Annotated in this window: 19 protein-coding genes and 1 riboswitch; of the genes, 9 read left to right on the top strand and 10 right to left on the bottom strand. The window is 72.2% G+C overall.

Going from position 1 to position 22,571, the window contains the following annotated elements; translation table 11 throughout:
- Positions 1 to 18: 18 nt before the first annotated feature.
- A complete protein-coding gene (locus tag ABT340_RS17805; RefSeq protein ID WP_352011836.1) occupies positions 19 to 999 on the bottom strand; it encodes a helix-turn-helix transcriptional regulator in 981 nt (326 codons plus the stop codon).
- 107 nt (positions 1,000 to 1,106) lie between these two features.
- Between ABT340_RS17805 and ABT340_RS17810 the strand changes: the two genes are divergently transcribed.
- The gene (locus tag ABT340_RS17810) at positions 1,107 to 1,502 is read left to right on the top strand and encodes a RidA family protein (protein ID WP_352012082.1); all 396 of its coding nucleotides are present in this window, start codon (positions 1,107 to 1,109) and stop codon (positions 1,500 to 1,502) included.
- Between the two features lie 97 nt (positions 1,503 to 1,599).
- Here the strand turns inward: ABT340_RS17810 and ABT340_RS17815 are convergent, their stop codons facing one another.
- The gene (locus ABT340_RS17815) at positions 1,600 to 3,033 is read right to left on the bottom strand and encodes a M4 family metallopeptidase (RefSeq protein ID WP_352011837.1); all 1,434 of its coding nucleotides are present in this window, start codon (positions 3,031 to 3,033) and stop codon (positions 1,600 to 1,602) included.
- Positions 3,034 to 3,420: 387 nt separating this feature from the next.
- Here ABT340_RS17815 and ligA point away from each other — a divergent pair, with 387 nt between their 5' ends.
- The gene (gene ligA / locus ABT340_RS17820; protein ID WP_352011838.1) at positions 3,421 to 5,517 is read left to right on the top strand and encodes an NAD-dependent DNA ligase LigA; all 2,097 of its coding nucleotides are present in this window, start codon (positions 3,421 to 3,423) and stop codon (positions 5,515 to 5,517) included.
- 176 nt (positions 5,518 to 5,693) lie between these two features.
- Positions 5,694 to 6,509, top strand: a complete 816-nt coding sequence (locus ABT340_RS17825) for an inositol monophosphatase family protein (RefSeq protein ID WP_352011839.1) — start codon at positions 5,694 to 5,696, stop codon at positions 6,507 to 6,509.
- A 155-nt stretch (positions 6,510 to 6,664) separates the two neighbouring features.
- Here the strand turns inward: ABT340_RS17825 and ABT340_RS17830 are convergent, their stop codons facing one another.
- The gene (locus tag ABT340_RS17830) at positions 6,665 to 7,090 is read right to left on the bottom strand and encodes a low affinity iron permease family protein (RefSeq protein WP_352011840.1); all 426 of its coding nucleotides are present in this window, start codon (positions 7,088 to 7,090) and stop codon (positions 6,665 to 6,667) included.
- A 165-nt stretch (positions 7,091 to 7,255) separates the two neighbouring features.
- Here ABT340_RS17830 and ABT340_RS17835 point away from each other — a divergent pair, with 165 nt between their 5' ends.
- A complete protein-coding gene (locus tag ABT340_RS17835) occupies positions 7,256 to 8,428 on the top strand; it encodes a hypothetical protein (RefSeq protein ID WP_352011841.1) in 1,173 nt (390 codons plus the stop codon).
- A gap of 58 nt (positions 8,429 to 8,486) precedes the next feature.
- Here ABT340_RS17835 and ABT340_RS17840 read toward each other — a convergent pair whose 3' ends face one another.
- Together ABT340_RS17840 and ABT340_RS17845 are read right to left on the bottom strand one after the other, a co-directional pair.
- Positions 8,487 to 8,846, bottom strand: coding sequence for a ferredoxin family protein (locus ABT340_RS17840; protein ID WP_352011842.1), 360 nt, complete (start codon positions 8,844 to 8,846; stop codon positions 8,487 to 8,489).
- Positions 8,847 to 8,865: 19 nt separating this feature from the next.
- Entirely contained in the window at positions 8,866 to 9,858 is a 993-nt protein-coding gene (locus tag ABT340_RS17845) for an NAD(P)/FAD-dependent oxidoreductase (protein ID WP_352011843.1), read from the bottom strand.
- A 241-nt stretch (positions 9,859 to 10,099) separates the two neighbouring features.
- On the opposite strand from ABT340_RS17845, the gene ABT340_RS17850 reads away from it, so the two are divergent.
- Genes ABT340_RS17850 through ABT340_RS17865 form a run of 4 tightly spaced genes read left to right on the top strand, consistent with a single transcriptional unit; the run spans position 10,100 to position 13,980 of the window.
- Complete coding sequence (locus tag ABT340_RS17850) at positions 10,100 to 11,263, top strand: Rieske 2Fe-2S domain-containing protein (protein ID WP_352011844.1); 1,164 nt, start codon at positions 10,100 to 10,102, stop codon at positions 11,261 to 11,263.
- Between the two features lie 9 nt (positions 11,264 to 11,272).
- Positions 11,273 to 12,220, top strand: coding sequence for a DODA-type extradiol aromatic ring-opening family dioxygenase (locus tag ABT340_RS17855; RefSeq protein ID WP_352011845.1), 948 nt, complete (start codon positions 11,273 to 11,275; stop codon positions 12,218 to 12,220).
- On the top strand, positions 12,217 to 13,095 hold the full coding sequence (locus ABT340_RS17860) for an alpha/beta fold hydrolase (protein WP_352011846.1): 879 nt from the start codon (positions 12,217 to 12,219) through the stop codon (positions 13,093 to 13,095). Before ABT340_RS17855 ends, ABT340_RS17860 begins: the two co-directional genes overlap by 4 nt.
- A gap of 21 nt (positions 13,096 to 13,116) precedes the next feature.
- A complete protein-coding gene (locus ABT340_RS17865) occupies positions 13,117 to 13,980 on the top strand; it encodes an alpha/beta fold hydrolase (RefSeq protein WP_352011847.1) in 864 nt (287 codons plus the stop codon).
- A gap of 3 nt (positions 13,981 to 13,983) precedes the next feature.
- Here ABT340_RS17865 and ABT340_RS17870 read toward each other — a convergent pair whose 3' ends face one another.
- From ABT340_RS17870 to ABT340_RS17890, 5 genes are all read right to left on the bottom strand, one after another.
- Positions 13,984 to 14,772: an IclR family transcriptional regulator gene (locus tag ABT340_RS17870; protein WP_352011848.1), complete on the bottom strand. Its 789-nt coding sequence runs from the start codon at positions 14,770 to 14,772 to the stop codon at positions 13,984 to 13,986.
- A gap of 88 nt (positions 14,773 to 14,860) precedes the next feature.
- On the bottom strand, positions 14,861 to 16,180 hold the full coding sequence (locus ABT340_RS17875) for a M20 family metallopeptidase (protein WP_352011849.1): 1,320 nt from the start codon (positions 16,178 to 16,180) through the stop codon (positions 14,861 to 14,863).
- 461 nt (positions 16,181 to 16,641) lie between these two features.
- Positions 16,642 to 17,421 (bottom strand): ABC transporter ATP-binding protein, encoded by a 780-nt coding sequence (locus ABT340_RS17880; protein ID WP_352011850.1) that lies wholly within the window; start codon positions 17,419 to 17,421, stop codon positions 16,642 to 16,644.
- Positions 17,421 to 18,485: a FecCD family ABC transporter permease gene (locus ABT340_RS17885; RefSeq protein WP_352011851.1), complete on the bottom strand. Its 1,065-nt coding sequence runs from the start codon at positions 18,483 to 18,485 to the stop codon at positions 17,421 to 17,423. Before ABT340_RS17885 ends, ABT340_RS17880 begins: the two co-directional genes overlap by 1 nt.
- Positions 18,482 to 19,468, bottom strand: a complete 987-nt coding sequence (locus ABT340_RS17890; protein ID WP_352011852.1) for an ABC transporter substrate-binding protein — start codon at positions 19,466 to 19,468, stop codon at positions 18,482 to 18,484. The genes ABT340_RS17885 and ABT340_RS17890 overlap by 4 nt, the downstream gene beginning before the upstream one ends.
- A gap of 193 nt (positions 19,469 to 19,661) precedes the next feature.
- Positions 19,662 to 19,784: riboswitch (cobalamin riboswitch) on the bottom strand.
- Positions 19,785 to 19,925: 141 nt separating this feature from the next.
- On the opposite strand from ABT340_RS17890, the gene alaS reads away from it, so the two are divergent.
- Positions 19,926 to 22,571 carry an alanine--tRNA ligase gene (alaS, locus tag ABT340_RS17895; protein ID WP_352011853.1) on the top strand — a complete coding sequence of 882 codons (2,646 nt, stop codon included), beginning with the start codon at positions 19,926 to 19,928 and terminating at the stop codon, positions 22,569 to 22,571.

Raw genomic sequence — 22,571 nt, forward strand, 5'->3', positions numbered from 1 at the left:
CGTACGGCCCGGCACCCGTCAGTCCTCGGGGTGGTCCTCGTAGCGGGTGGCGATCGCGGTGGCGCGCTCGCGCAGCCAGGCGCGCAACCACCGCGGGGCCAGGGCCTCGGCGTCCAGGGCGAGCTGCCACAGTGCCCACTTGGCGTGTCTCGCGTCCTGGAAGGTCACCTCCATCCGCAGCAGGCCGTCCGGGTCGGCATCCTCGGCGAGGACGGCCAGCGCGGTGCCCACCAGCTCCTCCCGCCTGGCCGGGGCCAGCCGTACCAGTACGGCGACCTGGTCGCCGCCGGCGCGGAACCGCGTGCCGCGCTCCTGCCAGGCCCGGTCCAGATCGACCCGGTCCGGCCGCCGCGCGGGCTCGGCGAGCCTCTCGGCGGCCAGGACCCGGGACAGCCGGTAGGTGCGGTCGGCGCCGGACCGCGTGGCCAGCAGGTAGCCCTGGTCGCGTACGGTGACCAGGCCGATCGGATCGACGGTGCGCCACCTCGGGGCCTGGCCGACGGCCGCGTAGTGGATGCGCAGTCTGTGCCCGGCGAGCACCGCGCGCCGGATCTCGGCGACCACGGCGTCCGGCACCTCCTCGGCGACCGACCGGCGCGAGAGGAGGTCGGTCTCCGGGTCGATGAGCAGCCGCTCGGCCGCCTCGGCCGCGATGCCCTGATGACTTTCCGGCAGCGCGTCGATCACCTTGAGCATCGCCGAGGCGAGTGCGGAGCCGAGGCCGAACGCCTGCGCGCCGCGCCGGGACCCGGCGATCAGCAGGGCGAGGGCCTCGTCGTGGTTCAGCCCGGTCAGCTCGGTCCGGAAACCGGGCAGCAACGAGAACCCGCCGTGCCTTCCGCGTTCGGCGTAGACCGGGACTCCGGCCGCCGACAGCGCCTCGATGTCGCGCAGCACGGTGCGGGTGGACACCTCAAGCTCGCGGGCCAGCGCGACCGCGGACAGCCGGCCGTGCCGCCGCAACAGCAGCACCAGCGAGACCAGCCGATCGGCACGCACGCAAAAACACTACTGGAATACACGACACAAGATGTCGTGATTTGCCAGGAGGCTTGGTGACATGGCCATCGGGCCGATGAATGTAACCGAATGGAGCTGACATGGCAGTGGAGCGAACGGCGGTCAACCCGTGGGCGTGGTCGACGGAGCTGGGATACAACCAGGGGGAACTCGTCTCCGGGCAGACCCGGACCCTGTACTGCGCCGGGCAGACCGCGATGGGTGGCGACGGCAGGCCCCGGCACGCCGGTGACATGGCGGCGCAGCTGGCGCTGAGCCTGGACAACCTGGAGGCCGTGCTCGGCGAGGCGGGCATGTCCCTCGCCGACCTCGTCCGGCTCAACGTCTACACCACCGACGTGGACCGGCTCTTCGAGCACTACGGCGTGCTGGCGTCGCGGCTGGGTGCCGCCGGGGTGGCGCCGTCGACCACGATGCTCGGGGTGACACGGCTGGCGATCCCCGACCTGATGGTCGAACTTGAGGGAACCGCCGTCGCCTGAGGCACCCGTGCGACACCACCGGAGTGTCCCGGCGGCCGGAGGGGCGGACGGTCTCCGCGTCCGCCCCTCCTCCGGCCGCACCCGTGGCGGTCGTTCGTCAAGGCGTCGCCTGATCGCCCTCTCCCATGACCGTGAGGGTGAAATGGGCCGTCTTGGCGGAGCCGCCGGAGGTGGCGACGAAGGTGATGGTGTGGGTACCCAGGGGGGCGCCGGCCGAGACGTTGATGGTCGCCGTGATGGTTTGACCGGCCTGGACGATGTTGACGGTCGTTCCCGCGGGGGTGCCGGTGGCCGACAGGGTCACCGGCTGGGCCATGTCGGGAGACAGCCTGATCTGGACGGTGGTGGACCCGCCGGGGCTGACCGTGGCCGAGGGCGGGTCGACCGTGATCCCGCTGGGATAGGGAGAGGGCGGGGGAGTGGGCATCGAACAGGTCGGCTCGCCGGCCTGGGCGGGGACGCGGACGGCGGTCCACGCGGCCTTGGTCGCGTTCATCTCGGGGCAGCCGTAGAGGTTCTTCGCGGCCAGCATGGTGGCCACGCGTGCCCTGCCGTACGACCAGCCGAGGGACTTGCGCTGGATCCCCTGATAGAAGATCCGGGCGGCCTTCTGGATGCCGACGCCGGTCAGCGTGGACGGGCCCGCGCAGACCGGGCTGGCGGGTTTGCCCGGCGGGTTGGTGCCCTCGGCGAGCAGGTAGAACCAGTGGTCCTGCGGTCCGCCGTCGGCGGGCGGGATCATGGAGAGGGGGTAGCAGTTCCGGTTACCCGTCAGTGAGGGGTCGTACATGTTCCTGAGCGGCCCACCGCCCACGATGTTCACCTCCTCGCCGATCAGGTAGTCCGGTTCGTCCAGGGCAGGGGGGTGGTTGGCGTAGTGCTCGGTCAGGGTGCCGAAGATGTCGGCGGCAGACAGGCGGAGGGACTGCGCCTCCGGGCCGTTGCCGTCGTCGTAACCGGTTTTGGCGTAGACGGCCAGGCCGTAGTGGTAGCCGACCAGGTCGAGTGAGGTGAGCTGGTCGGTGCGGGCGCTGTTGTGGCCGAAGACGGCACGGGCGCCGTCCCAGTAGGCGTTGACGTCGTTCAGGCCGACGGAGGCCGGGTAGGAGTGGCCGGCTCCGTCGACGCCGTTGCGCCCCAGCCAGTCACGCAGCATGTCCCAGTGCTTCTGCGCGGCGAACATGACGTCGACGCAGGCGGTCTCCAGACTGGTGCCGGTTCCGTCGCCCCAGGCGTCGGTCGGCTTGGTGAGGACGGGGCCGTTGAGACGGCCGCAGCTCAGACCGGGGCGGGTGGGGTCGTTCAGGGAGTACAGGCCCCCGGAGTACGTGGTCTGGACGGCCACCGGGTTGCCGTTGAAGTGACTGTTGCCCGAGCCCAGGAGCGCCCGGCCGGCCGTTCCCGCACCGCTGTGCACCGTGGCGAGCCGGGGCGCCGTGCTCGTGGTCTCCGCGCCGTTCGCCGGCGCCGTCGTGCCCATGGTGACGACCGTCATGAGAGCGAACGCTCCCAGCGTGGTTTTGAGGTTCATACGCGATGACTCCTTGTCCGCAGGCGCAAGGAGCCGTGGCCGGCCAGGGCTGCCCCAACGGTGCCATCGACATGGGGGGCGGAGAACCCTACAAATCCTTATATTTCGGGCGTATGGCGTGCATAGCGCTCCCAGCGGGCGCACGGGCCAGGGACCGGAAAACACGTTCCGGTCCCGAGGGTCCTCGTGGCCCCGGCCGTGAATCGACGGGGCAGGGCCTGACGTGCGCGCGCAGGGAACCGGCCCGGCTTGGGCCGTCCGGCCTTCCGCGAGGAGCACGTGGGCTCCGCGTGATCGTTCGGACGACGCGCACGGCCGGTTGACCACCCCTGTTCACCGCACGCTCGCGGTCCGGAGAATGTCGGTTCCGTTCGACAGGATGTCCTCATGAGCGACACGCCTCCTCTCACCGTCCCCGCTGACCGGGCCGCCTACGCCGCGGCGGTCCAGCTGGCGGTCGACGCCGCCGCCGCCTACTACGGCGACGGCACCTCCTCCCTCGACGACGACGACTACGACCGGCTGGTCCGCGGCATCGAGGCCTACGAGGCCGAGCACCCGGGCGACGTGTCGCCGGATTCGCCCACGGGAAAGGTCGCCGGAGGCGCCGTCGTCGGCGACGTCCCGCACAGCACCCCGATGCTGAGCCTGGACAACGTGTTCTCCGCCGACGGCCTGGCCAAGTGGGCCGCCGGGCTGGAGCGCCGCCTGGGCCGTCCGGTCACCGCCTGGAGCGTGGAGCCCAAGCTTGACGGCCTGGCGATCTCGGCCCGTTACCGCAACGGCCGCCTGGTCCAGCTCATCACGCGCGGCGACGGCACGGCCGGGGAGGACGTCAGTCACGCGATCGGGACGGTCGTCGGTCTGCCGGGCGCGCTCACCGAGCCGGTCACGGTCGAGATCCGCGGCGAGGTCATGATGACCGCCGCCCAGTTCGAGGCGGCGTGCGCCAAACGTCAGGCCCACGACGGCACCACGTTCGCCAACCCGCGCAGCGCGGCCGCCGGCACGCTGCGGGCACAGGACCGGCCGTATGTGTGCGAGCTGACCTTCTTCGGCTACGGCGCCCTGCCGTTGCCGCCCGGTGACGGCTCCGAGGTGGCCGTACGGCTGCGCGAGCTGCCGCACAGCCGGATCATGGGCCTGGTCGCCGCGTGGGGCGTGCAGACCACCGCCGCCACGCCGGTCGCCGGCGTCACGGCCACCGGCGTCGAGGAGATCCAGGCCCGCGTCGAGCAGATCGCCGCCCAGCGAGCGGATCTGGCCTTCGGCATCGACGGCATCGTGATCAAGTGCGACCTCGCGGAGGACCAGGCGCAGGCCGGGTTCAGCTCGCGCGCTCCCCGGTGGGCGGTCGCCTACAAGCTGCCCGCCGTCGAGAAGATCACCAAGCTGGTCGCGGTGGAGTGGAACACCGGCCGTACGGGCATCATCGCCCCGCGCGCGGTGCTGGAGCCGGTCGAGCTCGACGGGTCGATCGTCACCTACGCCACGCTGCACAACCCCAGCGACATCACCCGGCGTGGTCTCATGCTGGGCGACTCGGTGACCGTCTACAAGGCCGGAGACGTCATTCCGCGGGTGGAGGCGCCGGTGGTGCACCTGCGCACCGGCGACGAGCAGCCGATCGTCTTCCCCGAGACGTGCCCGAACTGCGGAGACGTCATCGACACCGGTCAGGAACGGTGGCGATGCGTGCGGGGCCGGGCCTGCCGGGCGCTGGCCCCCATCGCCTACGCGGTCGGCCGCGACTGCCTCGACATCGAGACCCTGGCCGAGTCCCGCATCGTCCAGCTGCTGGACGCCGGGTTCATCGCCGACTTCGCCGACCTGTTCCTCCTGACCCGCGACCAGGTCCTCACCCTGGAGCGGATGGGGGACACCAGCACCGACAAGCTGCTGGCCGCCATCGAGACCGCCAAAACCCGGCCGTTGAGCCGTGTCTTCTGCGCACTGGGCGTTCGCGGCACGGGCCGGTCGATGAGCCGCCGGATCGCCCGGCACTTCGCCACCATGGAGGCCGTTCTCGCCGCGTCCGCCGAGGACCTGCAGGCGGTGGAGGGCATCGGCCCGAAGAAGGCCCCGGACGTGGTCGCCGAGCTGGCCGGGTTGCGTCCGCTGATCGACAAACTCATCCAGGCCGGGGTGAACATGGTCGAGCCCGGCGTCACACCGGCTGTGGCGGTCGACGGGGCGGTCGACGGCCAGGAGGACGAGAAGGGCGAGGACTCCGCGTTGCCGCTGGCCGGGATGACGGTCGTGGTCACCGGCGCGATGAGCGGTCCCCTGCAGGACCTGTCGCGCAACCAGGTGAACGAGCTCGTCGAACGGGCGGGAGGCAAGGCGTCGTCCGCGGTCTCGGCCAAGACGTCGCTGCTGGTCGCCGGAGACAAGGCCGGGTCCAAGAAGGCCAAGGCCGAGGGCCTGGGCGTACGGATCGCCTCACCGGAGGAGTTCGCCGCACTCGTCGGCGCGTTCCTGTGACATCCTCCCCCGACTGAAGGACGGGGCGTCCACGCTGCGGGCGCTCGGCGATCGAACACCGTCCTTGGCCCGGAAGAGCCACCTGCCGTCGACCGTCCACGGCCTTGTCCGGTGCCGGCCGCAGGGGTGACGTCCGATCCGGCCGACGGAGACCGGCTCCCGGTACCCTGCACGGCGTGATCGACTCCAACGCGGGTCCCGACGACGCCGAGGTCGCGATAGCCGCGGCGTGTGCCGGCGCCGACGTGGTGCGCGGCCTGTACGGCCGGCGGCTCGCCCGCATCGACAAGGGCGCCGGAGACTTCGCCACGACCGCCGATGTGGAGGCCGAGAAGGCGATCCTCCGCGTCCTCCGTACCGCCCGGCCCGATGACGCGGTGCTCGGCGAGGAAGGCGGGCGGCAGGGCGCGGCCGGCGCCGAGCGCCAGTGGTTGGTCGACCCCTTGTGCGGCACGCTGAACTACGCCGTCGGCGGCATGCCGGTGGCGGTCAACGTGGCGTTGCGCGACGGGGCGGCGGCGGTGGCCGACCCGTTCGGCGGCGAGGTCCTCTTCACCGACGGCGAGTCCGCCTGGACGCGGCACGACGGAGCCGACGCACGGCTGGTGCCCACTTCCGCCAGCCGGTTGGTGGACGTCAACCTGGACCCGCCGTTCCCGAGCGCGCCCGGGTTCCGGGCCGTTGACCTGCTGGCCCACGCCGGGTTCGCCGAGCGGTTCCGGCCGAGGGTCGTGTCCACGACGCTGGCGTTGGCCTGGGTCGCGGCCGGCAAACGCGCCGCGTACGTCACCGACGGCGGTGACCTGTCCGGGAGCGTGCACTTCGCCGCCGGGATCGCCGTGTGCCGGGCCGCCGGTTGTGTGGTCACCGGGATCGACGGCGCCCCGATCGGGCGGGCGGGCCGCGGGCTTGTGGTGGCCGCCGACGCCGAGGCCCACGGGCTGCTGATGTCGATGATCCACGGCCGAAAACAGGAGAGGCCGCTCTCCTGATCGGCCGCCGCGATCGCTCGGCCGGCCCGATCGCTCAGTCGCCACGATCCGAAGAGGTGCCTGCGGGAGATCGGTTACGCCACGACGCCGGCGGGCGTCGTCGTGATCGGCCGGTGTCGGCGCTCGCCACGGTGCGTGAGAACCGCGGGCCGGGATCAGGTGCCTTCCTTGTTCTCCAGGCCGACGGCGGCACGCAGCTCGCGCATGTCCTCGTGCAGCTGCTTCAGCTGCCGGTCGGCGGCGACCTGCTTCATCAGGTCGGCCAGCGCGTCGGCGATCGCGTTCAGCTTGTGCTGCAGGGCCTCATCGGCCCGCCTTTGCGTGTTCTGCAGCAGGGCCACCAGCAGGAACGTCACGATGGTGGTGGCCGTGTTGATGATCAGCTGCCAGGTGTCGACGTCACCGAAGACGAAGTACGACGGAGCCCAGACCAGGACCAGCAGCACGCACATCGCAAAGAACCAGGCGCCGGAGACGAAGGCGGCGGCCTTGGTGGCGAAGCGGTCGAAGAACGACAGGCGGGCGTTCACGTCCGTCGGCATGGTGGCCGTGTCGCCGCTGCCGGAGTGATGTGTCGTCATCGCCGCCCCCCTTGCTTCACAAAACGCGAGAAAGGACAGCTATCCAGGAGAACGTTCTGGAATCATCGCCGTCCGTAATTTTTATGTGGTGCTTCGCGCCGGCCACCGCCACCGCCGCCTCATCGGACGAACAGCATCCGATCGGGATGCGTAGGCTTCTGCTCCATGGCACGGTTCCCGCGCGATTCGCTCATGATCGGGCCGCTGGCCGTGCTCGCGGTGCTGGGCGTCGCCGCGGCGGGATGTTCGGGCGACGGCGCCGCGGACTCGCGGGGCGCCTCGGGGAGAGCATCGGGGCACGGCACTCCGGCCGAGGGAGACCCGCCCCTGTCCGCGGGAGTGTGGACCGAGACGGTCCATGGAGGCTCCGAGATGACCAGGGTCGTCGCGGTCGCGCCCGGAGAGGCGTGGGCGGTGGGTACCGACGGTGAGCCCGTCGGCCCGTACGGCGGCAGCCTGTGGCGCTGGGACGGACACGAATGGCGGTCCACCCGCCCGCCGGGGAGCCTGCGGTATCCCACGGTCGTTTCCGGAACGGCCGCGACCAATGTCTGGATCTTCGACCAGGACGCGGACATGTGGCGCTGGGACGGCCGCCGGTGGACAAGCCGGGGAAGACCGCCCTGGCCGCGCTCGGCCCGCCTGAACGACGCCGTCGTCGCCGGTCCCGAGGACGTGTGGATCGCCGGCGGCCAGATCACCGGGACACGGCAGAATCCGCGCTGGCGCCCCCTCCCTCTCGCGCACTGGTCCCCGTCGGGCTGGGCCGAGGTCCCTGTTTCCTCGGCCTCGTCCGTGAAGAGATTGAGCGCGGCGGCCCCGGACGACCTGTGGGCGCTCACCCGCGATGATCTGGGGGAGGTCTCCGCGATCGAGCACTGGGACGGCCGCCGTTGGAGAGCCGTGCCCGCACCGCCGTCGCTCAGCGGTGCGAAGGCCTCGTTCCGCGACGTCGCGGCGGTGTCGGCGCGGGAGGTCTGGGTCGCGGGCACGATCATGCGGCCGGGCCGCCGCCAGGCCGCACTGCTGATGCGCTGGGACGGCAGCCGATGGGACCTGCCCGGCGGCGTCCCGGAGGAGGCGATCTCGTTCGGATCCGTGGCGCCGGACGGCCATGGCGGGGTATGGCTGGGCGCTTCCAACTACGCCTACGACGAGCATCGCATTCTGCTCCACTTCGACGGCCGGTCCTGGACCCGCGAGAAGGCGCCCAAAGCCAACAACGCACCCGAGGTGTTCGACATGGCCAAGGTCCCCGGGGGAGACCAGGTGTTCGCGGTCGGTGGCAGCCCCTCCCACGACGAGGACAGCAGGGGATGGGTCTGGACGAGGTCCTAGCCTCGGCTGAGGAACTGCTCGTCCGGCCCCGGCCACCGGCTCGGCGGGCCCGGGCGGGTCACGGAAGGCCGCCGTTTCGCTTCGGGTGCGCGGTGACCAGGGGGGTGTCCACGCCGATCTCGCCGGTCGGCAGCGCGCCGCCGGGGTCGCCGAGGGGCCGGTCACGGCCGGGCAGCACCTCAAGGAAGAAGGCGCGGGAGTCCTCAAGGTGGGCGTTCAGCGTCTCGTCCCCTCGGGCGCGCCGATCCACGACGATCGCGGAGACGGGGCACTCGACCTCGCACGCGCCGCAGTCGATGCACGCGCTCGCGTTGATGTAGCTCTTGCGTTCGCCGACATATATGCAGTCGACGGGGCAGACGTCGACGCAGGAACGGTCGAGGACGTCGATGCAGCCGGGGCCGATCACATAGGTCACGGTGGTGTCCTTTCGGGGGTCAGGGGCCGTCGGTGGAGTGGCCGGGGAACAGGGACAGGCCGGGGTCGAGGTCGACGGCCACGTGGTTCACGGCGGTGGCGGCCTCGCCGAAGCCGACGGACATCAGCCGCACCTTGCCCTCGTAACCGGCCAGGTCGCCCGCGGCGTACACCCTGGGCAGGTTGGTCCGCATCGACCGGTCGACGGCGACCGTGTGCCCCCGCAGGGTGAGCCCCCAGTCCCGCAGCGGACCCAGGTCGCTGACGAAGCCGAGCGCGGCGATCACGTGGTCGGCCGCGACGACCGTCTCCTCGCCGGAGCGGGCCCGCAGCCGTACCTTCGCCAGGCGGCCCGCGGTGAGGTCCCCTTCGAGCGCGGTCACGCGTGTCTCGGTGTGGACGCGCGCCCGCCCGGCCCTGACGCGGTCGAGGGTCGCCGCGTGCCCGCGGAAGACGGCCCCCCGGTGCACGAGGGTCACCGAACGCGCGATCGGGCCGAGCGTGTCCGCCCAGTCCAGGGCGCTGTCGCCGCCGCCGACGACCACCACGTCCCGGCCGGTGTGCGCCCGGGGGTCGGTCACGAAGTACGACAGGCCCGTGCCGAGCCACTCCTGGCCGCACTCCAGCGGGCGCGGGGTCGGTGTGCCGATCCCGGAGGTCAGCACGACGGCGCGGGCGTTGACGACCGTGCCGTCGTCCAGCGTCACGACCGGCTCGCCGTCGCGGTGTTCGAGCCGTACGGCCCGCCTGCCCATGAGGCGGGTCGCGCCGAAGGCCGAGGCCTGTTCCACCAGGGCGGCGACGAAGTCCCTGCCCCTGACCGCGGGGAGGGCGGCGACGTCGCGGATCTCCTTCTCCGGATACAGGGCCGTCACCTGGCCGCCCGCCTGCGGCAGGGCGTCGACGACGACGGTGGACAGGCCGCGGAATCCGGCGCAGTAGGCGCCGTACAGTCCCGCAGGTCCCGCGCCGACGACGAGGACGTCGGCCGAGACGGGTGTGGGGGTGCTCACCACGGGCTCCCTGGGGGTCGGTGCGTTCTCGCAGCAGAACGTAGGCCGGGCACCCCGGTCAGGTCCCGTGGCGGGGACCGCTCACCGGACCGCCGTGCGCTTGGCCGCGCGGTCCGCTGGGTGAACCGGGTTCCTTCCCCGGGCCCCGGGCCGGATGGTCTGCTCCCGGCACCGGCGTGAGGCGACTGGAGCAGACATGACCGAAACCGTTGATCCAACCGTGAATCCGACCGTGAGTCCGGTGAGGGGGCACCGCGCGGGCAGGCTGCCGGGCCGTCAGGACTGGTCGAGCTGGCCGCACTACCAGGCCGCGGCGGCGGGCTTCCGCGGCTACTGGTACCCGGTCTGCTTCTCCTCGCAGGTCGGTGAGAAGCCGCGCCCCGTCACCCTGCTCGGCGAGCGCCTGTTCGTCATCCGCGACCGGGGCAGGGTGTACGGCATGCGGGACCGGTGCCCCCACCGGGGGGTTCCGCTGAGCCACGGCGACAAGCAGTTCCCCGGGACGATCTCCTGCGTCTACCACGGATGGACCTTCGACCTGGAGACGGGCGTCCTGAAGGCCGCGATCACCGACGGCCCGGGGTCGCCGATCTGTGGCAAGGTCACCCAGCCGACCTACGACGTCGAGGAGCGCCTGGGCCTGGTCTGGGTGTACGTCGGCGACGGCGAGAGGCCGCACCCGATCGACGAGCAGCTGCCGGAGGAACTGGTCGGCAACCCGGCGGTCGTGGGCCAGCGGATCCAGGCGCGCGCGGGCAACTGGCGGTTCGCCTGCGAGAACGGCTACGACGAGGGGCACGCCAAGTATCTCCACCGCACCGCGCTGTGGCGGCTGTTCAAACCGATGCCGGTCTGGAACACCACGAGCATCGTCAGGCGCGGACGCTGGATCTACCGGGTGCAGCGGGAACAGTTCTGGGAGGCGGACTTCCCCGGCCTCGGCAGGTGGTCGGGGACGGCGTGGTACAAGGCCCGCCCCCCGAGGACGGTCCAGAACATCGGCAACACCGCCTCGCACCGCCGGGTCAACCCGACGATCGCGGCCCAGGAGTTCCCCGGGTTCGCCTCGGTCGGCATGCCGGGCGTCCTGCGGATCGTCTACCCGACCTTCATCCACTACGAGTTCTACGTGCCGGTCGACGCGGAGAACCACCTGTACGTCGGCATGCTGGCCGACTTCAGCAGGGGTGTCCGGGCGCTGCCGTTCTACGCCAAGTATCTCGGCGCGGTGCGCTGGCTCTTCCACGGCCAGTTCTCCGGCCAGGACAAGTGGATGGTCGAGGTCACCGACGCGCCGCCGGAGAAGCTCTACCGTCCCGACGACTCCCTCCTGCGGTGGCGCAAACTCGCCGAGGACACCACCGAGGAACGCCTCGAACGGCTGCGCGCAGGGAACACGGACTGAGGGCCGGATATGTCCGACATCGTGCTCGGGGTCGGGGCGTCCCACTCGACCCTGATGAACACGCACTGGGACCGGGTCGTGCACACCGACCGGGCCGAGGCCTTCCGCGACGCGCTGGAGACCGCCAGACACCGGGTGGCGCTGGCGCGCCCCGACGTGGTGGTGATCGTCGGGTCGAACCACTTCCGCGGCCTCTGGCTGGACCTGGTCCCGGCCTTCACCGTGGGCGTCGGCGAGGTCGTCGCCACGGGGGAGGCGGGCACCCCCGAGGGGCCCCAGCGGACCGACCCCGCCTTCGCGCGGGCGCTGGCGGCCGACCTGGTCGAGGCGGGCACCGAGGTGGCGATCTCGGCCCGGCTGCAGATCGACCACGGGCAGTCGCACGCGATCCAGTACCTGCTCGGCGACCTGGAGGTGCCGGTCGTCCCGCTGGTCGTCAACGTCTTCGCCCGGCCGCTGCCCACACTGGCGCGCTGCGTCCGGCTGGGGGAGAACCTCGCCGGGGCCGTGGGACGGATCACGGGGGACCGGCGCGTGGTGGTGGTCGCATCGGGCGGGCTGTCCCACCGGCTGCCGTGGCCGAGTGACTGGGCGGACCCCCAGGACGACGACGAGGCCTTCCTGGTCGACGCCTGGACCAACGGGCGGGGCGAGTGGGAACGCTACGACAGACGGCGCAGGGAGATCATCGTGGCCGCCCGCCCGACGATCTTCCCCGAGTTCGACCGGGCCTTCCTCGACGACCTCGCGGGCGGCCGTCTGCGCCGTTACGCCTCCCTGACGACCGCCGAGGTGGAGGAGGCGGCGGGCAACGGCGGCCAGGAGCTGCGGAGCTGGCTGGTGATGGCCGCCGCGCTCGGTTTCGTGCCGGGCACGCCGCTGGTCTACGCGCCCATGCCCGAGTGGCTCACCGGGATGGGCGTGGCCGTACTCGACCCCGCGGGAGGTCACCGATGACCGGCACGCCCTCACCGGCGGCGGGCGTCCCGCCCGAGAGCCGCTTCGCCGACGCGGACGGCGTCAGGTACCACTTCCACGAGCTGGGGGAGGGGCCGGACACGATCTTCCTGCACGGCGGTGGCCCCGGGTGCACCGGCTGGAGCGACTTCGGGCCCGTCGCGCCGTACTTCTCGGCCGGCCGGAGGTGCCTGATCGTGGACATCCTCCAGTACGGCAAATCCGAAAAATGCCGAATCAGTGGGCCGATGTGGGATTTCCATGCCGCGAAGACCGTCGCGTTCATGGACGTCCTCGGCGTCGAGAGGGCCGACTTCGTCTGCAACTCCTGGGGCGGCACCATCGCGCTGTGCCTCGCGGCCCGATACCCCGACCGTGTCCGCTCCCTCGTGGTGACCGGCAGCATGCCCGTCTTCTACGGTCCCCTGGCGCCCCTGCCGGAGCGCGGGCACCGGGGCCGCGCCGCCCGCGACGTCTACTACGGCGGGCGGGGACCGACCCGGGAGAAGATGCGCGAGCTGATCACCCGGCTGGAGTGGTACGACGCCGCGCGCCTGCCCGAGGAGACCGTGGACATGCGCTGGCGGCAGAGCCTCGACCCCGGGGAGCGCGAACTCGCCGCGATGACGGACTCGCCCCGGGGCGACTGGCAGGACCTCACCGCCGAGCTCGGGCTGGTCGAGGCGCCGGCGCTGTTCATCTGGGGACGTGAGGACGCCTTCCTCACCCCCGACTACCCGCTCATGCTGTCGCGGATGCTCAGGCGCGGAAACCTGCACGTCATGGACCACGTCTCGCACCACCTGCAGGAGGAACGGCCCGCCGCCTACCACGCCGTCGTGGACGGCTTCCTGCGATCCGTCGACCACCCCTGAACGACCATGGAGGAGAACCCCATGACCACCACCATCTGGACCGAACTGACCGGTCTCGACTTCCGGGTCACCACCGTCGACGCCGGGGGCGTCCCCACCCGCTCCCTGCAGGCGGGGACCGGTGAGCCGGTGATCTTCCTGCACGGAACCAGCGGCCACCTGGAGGCCTTCGCCCGCAACCTCGGCGCCCACGCGGACCGCTACGCCTGTCACGCGATCGACATGCTCGGCCACGGATACACCGGCATGCCGGACTACCCCTACGAGATCCCCCGCTACCGCGACCACCTGCTCGCCTACATGGACGCGGCCGGGATCGAGAGCGCCCACATCGTCGGAGAGTCCCTCGGCGGCTGGGTCGGGGCGCGCACCGCGATCGACGCGCCCGGGAGGGTGGCCTCCCTGCAACTGCTCTGCGCCGGGGGCACCGTGGCCAACCCGAAGGTCATGGAGCGCATCCGCACCTCGACCAGGCAGGCGGTCACCGGCGACGACATCGACCTGACCAGGCGGCGGCTGCGGCTGCTGATGGCCGACGCGAAGGACGCGACCGAGGAACTGGTCGCGGTCAGGCACGCCGTCTACCACCGGCCGGGCTTCGCCGCCAACATCGGCAACCTGCTGTGCCTGCAGGACATGGAGACCCGGCTGCGGAACATCCTGCGCCCGGAGGACCTCGCCAGGCTCGACGTGCCGACCCTGATCGTGTGGGGCCGTGACAACCCCTTCGGCGAGGTGCCGGAGGCGGCCGCCATGCACAGGGCCATCGCGGGCTCGGAGCTGGTGCTGTTCGACGAGTGCGGCCACTGGCCCCAGCACGAGCAGGCCGCGCGCTACAACGGGCTGAGCCTGGCCTTCCTCGCCGGGCACCCGATCTCCGCGTAGGCGTCAGCCCGTCGCCTGGAGCGTCCTGGAGACACCGAGCGCCGCGGTGCGCAGCGCGGCCGTGAACCGGCCGTGGTTCATCCTGAAGGTGGGCGCCGTGATCGACAACGCGCCCGCGAGCGCGCCGGTGTCCCCGAAGACGGGCACGGCCAGGCTCGTGTAACCGAGCCTGGTCTCCTCGGCCTCGACCGCGAGGTGCTCCGCCCTGACCCTGGCGATCTGGGCCTGGAGCAGCCCCGGCTGGGTGATCGTCCGGTGCGTCATGGGGGTGAGGCCGCGCCGTACGACCTCGTGGAAGAGGGCCGGAGGGGAGAAGGCGAGGATCACCTTCCCGGTCGCGGTGCAGAACAGGGGGAGCCGCCCGGCGACCCGGGACTGCTTGCGCAGGCCCCGGTGCACCATGAGCTTCTCGACGTACAGCACGTCGAGGCCGTCGTGGATGGCGAAGTGGACGGTCTCGTGCGTGGCGAGCAGCAGATCCTCCATGTACGGCAGGGCCGCCTCCCGCAGGATCCGCTGCCTGGGCACCCGCTGGCCGATCTCGAAGAGCCGCAGCCCCAGGCGGTAGTGGCTGCCCGCCCGTTCGAGCACTCCCCAGCCGAGCAGCTCCTGGGCGAGCCGGTGCACACTCGCCTTGGCCACCCCGGTGCGCCTGACCAGCTCGGACAGGGACAGGGCGTCGTCCTCGGCCGTGAAGGCCTCGATGATCAGACGGGCCTTGCCCAGGACGGAGTTCATCGCCTCGGCGTTGCCCGGCGTCGATCCGGCGCGGGCGAACGGGAGCACCGTCATCGCAGGGACCTCCCAGGTGGTTCGGAGACCTGTGAGGAGTAGTTTGGTGCGTTCCATTCGAAATAGCTACCCTCTGTGACCGATATGGTCATATGCCCACCTCCGTGCGGGACCTGGTGACCGTGTTGACGGCGACGCGGACCAGCAGCCGGGTGAGCCGCTCCATCTCCCTGACGTCGGCGGTGTTCATCCCCAGGGAGAAGTCGAGCCCGGCGATCTTGGGCATGCCGATCCGCACGGTCGGCACCCCCCGCCCCCGCAGGATGTTGGCGTCGGTGGCGCCGCTGTTGCCGAGGGCCACCTCGTGCGGACGCCCCTCGGCGGCCTCCCAGGCGGCGACGGCCTCACGGGCCACCCAGCCCCCGGGGTCGGAGGCGGTGCCGGGTACGGCGAGCACCATCTCGAACGTCACCGGGGCGCCGGGCAGTTCGGCGCGGATCTCCTCGATCGCGGCGCCGAACTCCCGCTTGGCCTCCATGGGGGTCGTGCGCGGGCTCAGCCGCAGGTCGACGAGCAGCCGGCACGCGGCCGGGGTCACCGCGGCCCGGTACGGCCAGCCCCCCTCGATCGCGGCGACGACACCCTGCGGGGCGACCGTCCCCTCGGTGTGCCGCTCGGCGTACCCGGCGAACCACCGCTCAAGCCGTACGGCCACCTCGCCCGCCCTGGCGACCGCGTTCTCGTACGGCAGGCGGTGCCGTGAGCCGGCGTAGGTGTGGACGCCGTGGACGACGACCTCGAACCAGGCCAGCCCGACCTCCTCCCAGGAGACCGTCCACCCCGGCTTGGCGATCACCGCGAAGTCCGCCCAGAACCCCTGTTCGAGCAGGTAGGAACAGCCGACCCCCTGCCCGACATTGCGCCGTCCGGCGCCGGGCGCCGCGTTGGCGGGCATGCCGCCCGACCCGAAGGCGACCAGCAGGTCCCCGGCCAGCGGCAGCCCGGCCCGGTGGACGGCCTCGGCGGCCATCAGCACGCAGGCGGCGTGCCCCTTCGGGTTGCCCGCGCCGAGCCCGGTCACCAGGTCGCCCTCGACGCGGGCGGCGGGGCGCATGTCGGGGCGCAGCGCGGGGCCGATCCACGGGACGTCCTTGTCCTCGCGGCCGGTGGTCAGCGTGTCGATCGGCGCGTACAGCATGAGGTCGGGGCCGCCGCCGTCGCCGCGCAACCGGCCCCACGCGTTGGCCTGCCGGTCGTCGAGCGGCTGGACGGCCGCCGTGACACCGGCGGCGGTCAGGGTGGCGGCGATGTGCTCGGCCAGGGGGCGCTCGCCGCCGGTGGGGCTGGGGACGTCCACCAGGCCGCGCAACAGCTCCCGCAGCCGGTCACCGGTGACGTGCCGCCAGGTCGCGGCGACCAGGTCGCGCCGGTCCCCGGCGAGTCCGGCGAGCCCGTCGGGCGCGTTCACCGGTTGATCCGGCGGACCTGGGTGTTGACCCGCCTGGTGAGCAGGCGCCACAGCGGCGGCAGCGCCGCGACGACGGCCGCGCAGACCAGCAGGACCAGCAGGGGACGTGGCATGGGGATCTCCTTGACTCGTCCCGCGTGGGACCCCCGGCGCGTGGCCGGGGGTCCCACGCGGGAGCCGTTTCCGCCCTGCCGAGATGATCCGCCGGCCGGAGGGGAACCGCCCATGGAAACGTCCCGCTCAGCGGGACGCCCACACGGAATCGGCGTACGGCGACGCCATGGTGGACCCCTTATCCCGAAATTGAAAGGCGGCGTCGTTCTCCGTACGGGCGCCCCTGTCACGTGGTGAGCTGTTCGAGGAAGGTGAGGGCGAAGAACGCCTCGACCTCCTCGCCACGCTGGCCGTCCCCGAGACCGTCGGCCACACCGTCTCACCGGGCTACTGAGGCGCGGAGCCCCTCACGGCGCGTCCCCCTCGGTGATCAGCGTCACCTGGGGGACGCCCGTCCTCGGATGCGCGCCGACCTCGGCGTCCACCCGGTAGACGTCCCGCAGCAGCTCAGGCGTCAGCACCTCGCGCGGGGTCCCGAGCGCCACGATCGCGCCGCCGTCCATGACGCACAGGCGGTCGCAGAACGCGGCGGCCAGGTTGAGGTCGTGCAGCGCGATCACCGCGGTGATCCCGAGCCCGCGCACCAGGCGCAGCGCGTCGAGCTGGTGGCGCAGGTCGAGGTGGTTGGTCGGCTCGTCCAGCACCATCACCTCCGGCCGCTGCGCCAGCGCCCGGGCGATCAGCACCCGCTGCCGCTCCCCGCCGGAGAGCCGGTCGAAGGGCGCGTGGGCCAGATCGGCCACGTCCAGCCGCTCCAGCGCCTCGGCGACGATCGCCCGGTCGGCGGGGGAGTCGCCGTCGAAGGCCCGTTTGTGCGGGGTACGTCCCATGGACACCACGTCGTGGACGCTCAGCCCGAAGTCGCCGCCGCCATCCTGAAGCACCGCGGCCAGCCGGCGGGCCAGCCATCTGCCCGGCATCCGCCACACGTCGTGCCCGTCGAGGAGCACCTGCCCGGCGGTGGGGCGCAGCACCCGGTAGAGGGTCCTCAGCAGGGTCGACTTGCCCGCGCCGTTGGGCCCGGCCAGGCCGAGCACCTCACCGGGGGCCACCTCGAACGTCACCGCGCGCACCAGGTCCCTGCCGCCGATCCGCACCGAGACCTCCCGTACGGCCAGAGCGCCCATCAGGTCCTCCTGCGCATCAGCCACAGGAAGAACGGCCCGCCGACCAGCGCCGTGATGATCCCCACCGGGATCTCCTCGGGGGTGATCAGCGTCCTGGCGACCAGGTCGGCCGTGATGAGGAACGCCGCCCCGAGCAGCGCCGTGGCCGGAAGCGCCCGCCGGTGGTCGGCCCCGACGAGCAGCCGTACCACATGGGGCATGATCAGCCCGACGAACCCGATGGCCCCGCTGACCGCGACGACGGTGCCGATCACCATGGCCACCAGCACGAACAGCGCCGCCCTGAAGCGGTGCACGTCCAGCCCCAGGGAGGCGGCTGCCTCCTCCCCGGCCAGCAGCAGGTTCAGCGGGCGTGAGACGCCCAGCAGGACGACGGTGCCCGCCGTCACGGCCGCCGCGGGCACCCACACCGTCGTCCACGTCGTCCCGGCGACGCCGCCGAGCATCCAGCGGACGGCCGACTGGGCCCGGTGCGGGTCGTCGGAGGTCACCACCAGGAAGCTGGCCGCCGCCGAGAGCACCTCGGCCGTCGCCACCCCGGCCAGCACCAGCCGTACCGTGGTCATCCGCCCGCCGGACCGGGCCAGGAAATAGACCGTGACCAGCGCCGCCAGCGCCCCCGCGAACGCGGCGACCGGCAGTGAGAACGGTCCGAGGAAGGTCAGGCCGAACACCGTCACGCTCACCGCGCCCACACTGGCGCCGGAGGAGACGCCAAGCAGCATCGGATCGGCCAGCGGGTTGCGCACCAGCGCCTGCAACGCCATCCCGCAGACCGAAAGACCGGCGCCGATGACCCCGCCCAGGATCACCCGCGGCAGCCGTACGTCCATGACGACGGTCTCCCTGACCGGGGACCAGACCGGTTCGGCCAGCGCGGGGTGGAGGCGGTGCAGCAGGATGCCCCACACCTGTTCGGCGGGCAGGCTGATCGAACCGGCCGCGACCCCCGCCGTGACCGCCCCGCCGAGCAGCAGCGCGCACAGCGCGAGCGTCAGCGGGTACGGCAGGCCGGGGCGCCGGGTGACGGGCGTCGTCCGGGAGAGCCCGGTCAGGCCGCTCACTCGAACCGGTCGGGGTGGATCTGCCGGGCCAGCGACTCGACCGCCGACGGCGCCCGGACCCCGAGCACGACCGACGACAGCGGCAGCACCGCGAACCGCCTGTGCCTGATCGCCGGAACATCGGCGAGCGCCGGGTTCGACAGCAGGAACCTCTTCTTGTCCTCGACCTTCTCCTCGCCGTAGTCGTAGACGACGATCCAGTCGGGCGCGCGCTCGGCGACCTGCTCGAACGACACGTCGGCCCACGTCTTGTCCACGTCGGTGAAGACGTTCCGCGCGCCCGCCAGCGTGATGATCTCGTCGCCGACGCCCTTGCCCCCGGCGGTGAAGGCGGTCTTGTCGCCGCTGTCGTAGACGAACAACCTGACCGGCTCGACGTCGGCGAGCCTCTCCCTCACCCGCGCCAGGGGCTCGTGCAGCCGGGTGATGAGCGCCTCGGCCCGTTCGCGCACGCCGAAGATCGTGGCGACGTTGCGGATCTCCCGGTCCATCAGGTCCATGTCCACCGGGCCTGATGGGCACTGCTCGACGTTGAGGTAGGTGTCGATCCCGGCCTTGCCCAGCGCGTCGCGGCCGCGGCCCTCCTTCTCGTCGAAGGCGCTGGAGAAACCGCCGTAGACGAAGTCGGGCTCCTCGGCCAGCAGCGCCTCGTAGGAGGGGTACTGCCTGGAGAGCACCTTCACCCCGTCGTAGGCGGCCTGGTACTCGGGCAGGACCTTGTCGTCGAGATATCCGGTGCCGGCCATCGACCCCTGCAGTCCCAGCGCCAGCATCACCTCGGTCGCGTGCTGGTTGAGCGAGACCGCCCGCCGCGGCGGGCGGTCGTAGGTCGTCCTGACGCCGCAGTCGTCGAGGGTGACCGGGAAGCCCGCGACGGCCCCGGCAGGGGCTTCAGCCGGGGCTCCGGAGGAGGTGCCGCAACCGGCCAGGAGCACGGCGCAGGACAGGGCGAACAACAGGGACAGGGGACGTCTGACCGTCACGGACGGTTCCTCTCACGGGATCTGCACCATGGGACGGCCCTGCCGGAAGGTCACGGAACCGGCCAGGAGGTCGTCTCCGGGCACACGTCGGCGCGGAGGGCTCGTGCGGTCGTCGCCACGCGAGGTCATCCATCGGCCGACCCGCTCCTCTCCGGGGAGATCCGCCCCAGTTCGTCGAGGAGGCGACCGCGTGAGTCTCCTGGCTCTCGGGTCGATGCTCGCCCCCGTCTTCCCACCCCGCAGGGGGCGGTGACCTCGTGGGGGTCCGCTCGCCGATCACAGTGGCGGGACCGCGCCGGATTCGCACCGGCTTCCTCGTCCGCGCTCGCCTTCGCCGGTCATCATTGCACGAAGCCGTTGATGCGCTGAAGATGGCCTCCGGTTCCGGCGGCGGCTGTACGATGCCTTGTTGCAACAAATTTGCAATTGCAAAGTCTGGCGGTATTCGGGAGGGCAAGTGCGGACGGCGGAGGTCAAACGGCGGTTCCTTGAGCACTTCGCGGCGGCGGGGCACACCGTGGCCGCCAGCGCGCCGCTGCCCGCCGACGACCCGACACTGCTGTTCGTCAACGCGGGCATGGTGCCGTTCAAGCCCTACCTCCTCGGGCAGCGGACACCGCCGTCCCCCCGGGCGGCCAGCGTGCAGAAGTGCATCCGCACCCTCGACATCGACGAGGTCGGCAAGACCACCAGGCACGGCACGTTCTTCCAGATGAGCGGCAACTTCTCCTTCGGCGACTACTTCAAGGAGGAGGCGATCAGGCTCGCCTGGGACCTGACGGTCAAACCGCGGGCCGAGGGAGGCTACGGCCTCGACCCCGACCGGATCTGGGCCACCGTCTACCTGGACGACGACGAGGCCCACGCCCTGTGGCGGGACGTGATCGGCCTGCCGGAGGCCCGCATCGTACGGCGCGGCAAGGCCGACAACTTCTGGTCCATGGGCGTCCCCGGGCCGTGCGGGCCCTGCTCCGAGCTCTACTACGACCGTGGCCCGGCCTACGGGCGAGAGGGCGGGCCCGAGGTCGACGAGGACCGTTACCTCGAATTCTGGAACCTGGTCTTCATGCAGTACGAGCGGGGCGAGGGCGTCGGCAAGGAGGACTACCCGATCCTCGGCGAGCTGCCCTCCCGCAACATCGACACCGGCATGGGCCTGGAACGCATGGCGGCGCTGCTCCAGGGCGTCGACAACCTCTACGAGACCGACGAGACCCGGCCCGTCCTGGACGCCGCGGCGGCGCTGACCGGAACCAGGTACGGCGTGCGCTCCGGGCCGTCCGCGGCCGAGAGCCACCCCGACGACGTCCGGCTCCGGGTCGTCGCCGACCACGTCCGCACCGCGCTCATGCTGATCGGCGACGGCGTCACCCCCTCCAACGAGGGACGTGGCTACGTGTTGCGCCGGATCCTGCGCCGGGCGATCCGCGCCGTCCGGCTGCTCGGTTACGAGGACCCGGTCCTGCCCGAACTGCTGCCGGTGGCCCGCGACTGCATGGCGCCCTCCTACCCGGAGCTGGCCGCCGACTTCGACCGGATCTCGGCCTACGCCTACGGCGAGGAGGAGACCTTCCGTTCGACGCTGCGCCAGGGCAGCGCGCTGCTCGACCGGGCCATCACCCGGACCGGGGAACGGCTGCCCGCGGCCACGGCCTTCAAGCTGCACGACACCTACGGCTTCCCGATCGACCTGACCGTCGAGATCGCCGCCGAACACGGCCTCGACGTGGACGTCACCGGGTTCAGGGAGCTGATGGCCGAGCAGCGGCGCCGCGCCCGTGAGGACACCCGCGCCAGGAAGACCGGCCACGCCGACACCGGACTGCACCGCGCCCTCCTCGACGAGCACGGCCCCACCGACTGGCAGGCGTACACGACGCTGACCACCGACTCGACGGTCCTGGCCGTGCTCCGCGACGGGGCGCCCGTGGCCACGGCCGTCGCGGGCCAGATCGTCGGCGTCGTCCTCGACCGCACCCCGTTCTACGCCGAGTCCGGCGGCCAGGAGAGCGACGCGGGAACCCTGCACGGCCCGAGCCTGTCCGCCGAGGTGCTGGACGTGCAACGCCCCGTCCCCGGGCTGGTCGTGCACCAGGTGCGCGTCCTGGACGGGGAACTGGCGCCGGGACAGCCCGTACGCGCCCAGGTCGACCCCGAGTGGCGCGCGGGCGCCCGCCAGGCCCACTCGGCGACCCACGTCGTGCACGCCGCGCTGCGCGCCACGCTCGGCCCGGCCGCCCTGCAGTCCGGCTCCTACAACCGGCCCGGCCACCTGCGCCTGGACTTCTCCTGGCGCGGCGCCCTGCCCGCCGGAGCCCGCGGGGAGATCGAGGACGCCGCCAACGTCGCGATCCGCGGGGACCTGCCGGTCGAGGTGCGCCACATGCCCCTTCGGGAGGCCCGTGAGATCGGGGCGCTGGCGCTGTTCGGCGAGACCTACGACGAGACGGTCCGGGTCGTCGAGATCGGCGGCGCCTGGTCACGGGAGCTGTGCGGCGGCACCCACGTCGACCGCTCCTCCCAGATCGGCGGCGTCGCCGTCACCACCGAGTCGTCGGTCGGCTCGGGGCAGCGCCGCATCGAGGCCGTCACCGGCATCGAGTCCTTCCGCTACCTCGCCCGCGAGCGCGACCTCGTCTCCCGGATCGCCGAGCAGTTCAACGCCCCCCGCGCGGAGGTCGCCGACCGGGTCGCCGCCCTCGCCGAACGCCTCAGGGAGAGCGAACGTGAGACGGCCAGGCTCCGCGACCGGCTCCTGACCGTCGAGGCCGGTCAGGTCGCCGCGACCGCGACCGTCCACGGCGACGTCCTGCTGGCCACCGGCACCACGGAGACCGACGCCCGTCTCCTGGCGGAGCGCGTCGGCACGGCGCTGCCCGAGGACCGGCCGGGCGTCGCCGCGGTGCTGTCAGGAACGGCCCTCGTGGTCACCGTGAACGCCGCGGGCCGTACCCGGGGACTGGCCGCCGCGGACCTGGTCAGAGCGCTGCCCGAGGGCCGGGGCGGCGGCAACGCCGAGACGGCCCAGGGCCGCAGGCCCGCCGACCCGGACAAGGCCCTGGCCGCCCTCGCCGCCCTCCTCACGGACCGGACGCCGGCGTGA

The organism is Streptosporangium sp. NPDC000239, from assembly GCF_040300765.1.
GTDB lineage: Bacteria > Actinomycetota > Actinomycetes > Streptosporangiales > Streptosporangiaceae > Streptosporangium.